The organism is Roseiarcus sp. (assembly GCF_052145395.1).
GTDB lineage: Bacteria > Pseudomonadota > Alphaproteobacteria > Rhizobiales > Beijerinckiaceae > Roseiarcus.
In genome coordinates this window covers 1-2911 of the sequence record NZ_JBKQOT010000140.1, presented here as the reverse complement: position 1 = coordinate 2911, position 2911 = coordinate 1, and the positions used below count along the sequence as shown (strand labels likewise).

2 protein-coding genes are annotated in these 2911 nt (G+C 59.1%); both read right to left on the bottom strand.

The genetic code is table 11. The features are described from left to right. Nucleotides 1-310: 310 nt before the first annotated feature. Nucleotides 311-1720 carry an apiosidase-like domain-containing protein gene (locus ACLP25_RS04875; protein WP_442468101.1) on the bottom strand — a complete coding sequence of 470 codons (1410 nt, stop codon included), beginning with the start codon at nucleotides 1718-1720 and terminating at the stop codon, nucleotides 311-313. 485 nt (nucleotides 1721-2205) lie between these two features. Beyond that, a partial coding sequence (locus tag ACLP25_RS04870) for a DUF4910 domain-containing protein (RefSeq protein ID WP_442468100.1) occupies nucleotides 2206-2911 on the bottom strand: 706 nt, incomplete at its 5' end.

The window sequence follows — 2911 nt, the reverse complement described above, 5'->3', positions numbered from 1 at the left end:
AAATAGTGTTCGCTCGGCGAACGGGTCAAGTCGACACGAAGCGGAAGTTTATTTTGCGCGGCTCATGGGATCGCCCAAATTTAACATGTTACGTTCGCTAGTTTCATATCAAGTGTCGATTCGACCCGAGATAGCCGACCAGACAGTTTGGTTTGAGGGCTTCATTGCCCAGATTGCCTCCCGACAAAGCTCCGAAGCGGTTCAAGAAGTTGATTGCATATGTATAGCCTCCGTTCTTAAGACACGTGCAATCGGGCCAAGCCGCAGGGCGAAGCACAGCGCAGGACAGCGCAGGCGGCGAGTGTCGCGCTTAAGCGGTAAGCAGTAGCACCCAATCCGGGTCTCCTGCACTGTTGTTGCCGCTCGGCGAGAAGGAGTGCGTCCCGCTGTTCGTGAACGGGCTGCCGCTGATGGTCGAGGACGATCCGCTGGTCGGGTCGACCCACTTCGCCGTCACCGGCCCGGCGAACTGGTTCATCCGCACGGTCAACGACTGCGCCGAGCCCTGCGAGAAATAGGCGACCGACAAATGCGCTCCGCCGGTCAGGCTGTCAGCGGCTTGGCTGATGTAAGCGTCCCAGTTGTAGGCCCGGCCCGTTCCGACAAGGCTTGCCGTGCTCCAACCGGTCGAGCCGGTCGTGTCGAGCGCCCGGCCGAAGTCAGGCTGCAACGTCCACCAGTTGATGCTTTTAAGGAATGCGAGCCACGTCTGGACGTCCGAGACGCCATCGGTCATATGGGATTGCCACCCCAACGGAAACTTCCAAGTCCACGCGGTCCCAAAGATATAGCCGCCGAGGCCGCCCGCCAGAATGAGCCACCACGGCTGCTTGCGATAGGTAATCGCGCTCGATCCGTCGCCGATAAGATTCTCACCGAGGTAGTTCGCCTCCAAGAGGATGACCGGGCATGGGGAGGCCAAGTTCGTGCCGGCCACGCCGCGGAACGATGTTCCAGAGCCATTATAGGCGACGCCGGTGTAGCCGTAGGTCGGGCCATAGGTGTAGGAGCCGTTAATGCCTTTGGACCCGAACACCGAGCCGAACGACCCGTACCCGCCCTCGTTGTCGAATGAGGTCGAGAAGCCTGAGCCGCCGCGCGGAGTGTCGAATAGCTCGATGGTCATCAGGTGGTTCGGGTCGGCGGCGAGGATGCCCTTCGCGAGGTTCTGAAACGACTGAAAAATTGCGCTGCTAGTCACCTGAAGGTCATTGCCGAGATGCCAGATGACGTCCGCATTCTTGAATCTGTTGCCGAGGAACTGGCCGTAGGAATAGCAGGCCATATTGCCAGCCTTGACGAGGTCCGTCGCCCCGATATTGCCTTCATACGGATTGAGAATCGCCGTCATGCCGAGCGCGTTGATCGCGCCGACGTACGTGTCCATCAGAGTCCAGTAGGCGGGGTTCGTCGCGTAGCCGGTAGTGATCGCGCCATCATTGCTGAAGGCGTAGACCGCGCCGCTTGCCGACGTCGCGCCGTAGGGATAGGTCGCCCTGACATATGACGTCGCGACTAGATCGAACTGGATCGCGGTGAAACCCTGACTCGCCCTCGTGCTCAGGTAGTTTGTGACGTCGGAGCCGTAGATGTTGACCAGCGTCTGGGCGCTGTCGGCGAGCATCAGCCACGGTGATCCGTTCTTGACGAAGTGCCTGCCGTTCGAACTCGCCGCGACGTAGGGCGATGACGACGCCTTGGCCGGAGGCGCGAGGGCCAAGGCCGCGCCCCCTAAGAGCAAGCTCCTGCGAGACACCCCACGCATGTTTCAACGCCGCCGCCGTCACCCAGAAGTTGGCCAACCCTGACTTGTCCGTCCAAGTCGCGCTGGCCGCGTGGACATTACATCACCCCGCACGAAAGCAAACTAATCGAGCGCAAAATATTGGAGTGTCGGACGCTTTCTATCTCCGATGCAACGCTCCCACATTGACATCGTGACGCACACAATACGGTAGCCTCAGTCGAAAGTCTGCTCCCGCCCAATTGAAGCGTCCAAGACCGTGGTCTGCTAGGTCCGCAATACGTCGATTCGCGCCGTTCAATCGCTTGGGAGGAATGTTACGCATTGGGTCGAGCTGATGCGTTCGAAACTTGTTTCAGAGGACGGTCGCTCCTGGCGCTTGGCGCCGCAGGAAGAATGGATCCGGCATCCCTAAATGTAGTGGGTATCTGCGTTAACCCTATAGGCACGCAGCTCCAGCACTATGACCCCGCGCCCGTCGCAAATGGACCGGAAATTGCCGGCCGTCGGTTGGTCAACAGGCCGTGCGCCTGAAGGACCCGGGCCACTCGGCGAATGACTTCGAAAGGCAGGTCGGAACGTTCCGCGATGTCGAGCAAGGAATGGGCGCCGTCGGAAAGATTGAGCACCCATAGTATGGCCATATTCTCAGTCGCGATATCCTTCTTTCCCCCGATACGTCCATAAAGCCCGCGCCTTCCCAGCTGCGGTTCGCACTTTGGGATCGTATTGCTGTATACCGCGTCGCTTTCGATGATATCGATCGTCTTGACGATCACGCTATAGGACTCCAGTAGGTGCTCTGGCCTTATGAAAGAGAGATTGTCAGCCGACGTGTGATATTGGGGAATCGTGCCATACTTGCTGCGCTGAAATAGACCAACAGGCAGATTGAAGCCTGGAGAACAATACTGACGTTCATCATAGCCATAGGGCGAGAAATCTTCGATCGTCGCCGTCAGCCCAGAGTGGCGAAGAACATGGGCGATCACGCGATCGATGGCCGAGCCCCCGCGACGGCTTTTCTTGTAGGTTGGACCTCCCCCGTCGCCCACCATGGAGACGACGAGCCCGTGCTTGATGCGGCTGCTGGCCTCTTCGTTGTGCGCCAACCAGGCGATTGCCCCTATCGTCCCGGGCGCGAACAGGAATCTGTAGTTGTACCTC